Below are 431 nucleotides of genomic sequence, written 5' to 3' on the forward strand. Positions count from 1 at the left end.
AACCCGACTGGAGATGGACTGCGAGCAATCATCTCGTTCGACGGAACCTTGATTCTTAAGATCGATGGGGGTTCAAGATCAAGGGATTCCTGAACGAAATCGTCTTAAGGTCTTGACCCATCAAAAATTTCAATACTTATCTAAGGGCAATAAAGGGATTCATCCGATAAAGACATTGGAAAGGCGAGAAGGACTGGAAAGCCGATTGGTGGAAGAGACCTTCCCTTGATCCCATCGGCTAAACCCCAGCCATCCCGCCACCCTGGTGAACCCCTTCGAGGAAATCGGATGAACCCTTAAAGCCCTTATAAAAGAAGTATTGAAAACCTTGAAGGATGGGTAAGAGACATGGAAAGACGATTTCTTGGGCCGATTCGAGGAAGTGGACAACTACAGATAACACCGTATTCCCGCGTCGGGGGACAAGCCCC

General features: G+C 48.0%; 1 protein-coding gene. It reads right to left on the reverse strand.

Annotated features, from left to right (window positions below):
• Positions 1 to 238 precede the first annotated feature (238 nt).
• Positions 239 to 431 (reverse strand): hypothetical protein (locus tag ACSEXW_RS28305; RefSeq protein ID WP_438449520.1); only part of this gene is annotated, 193 nt, incomplete at its 5' end.

It is taken from the genome of Oryzibacillus soli (assembly GCF_051594765.1).
Classification (GTDB): domain Bacteria; phylum Bacillota; class Bacilli; order Paenibacillales; family NBRC-103111; genus Paenibacillus_AR.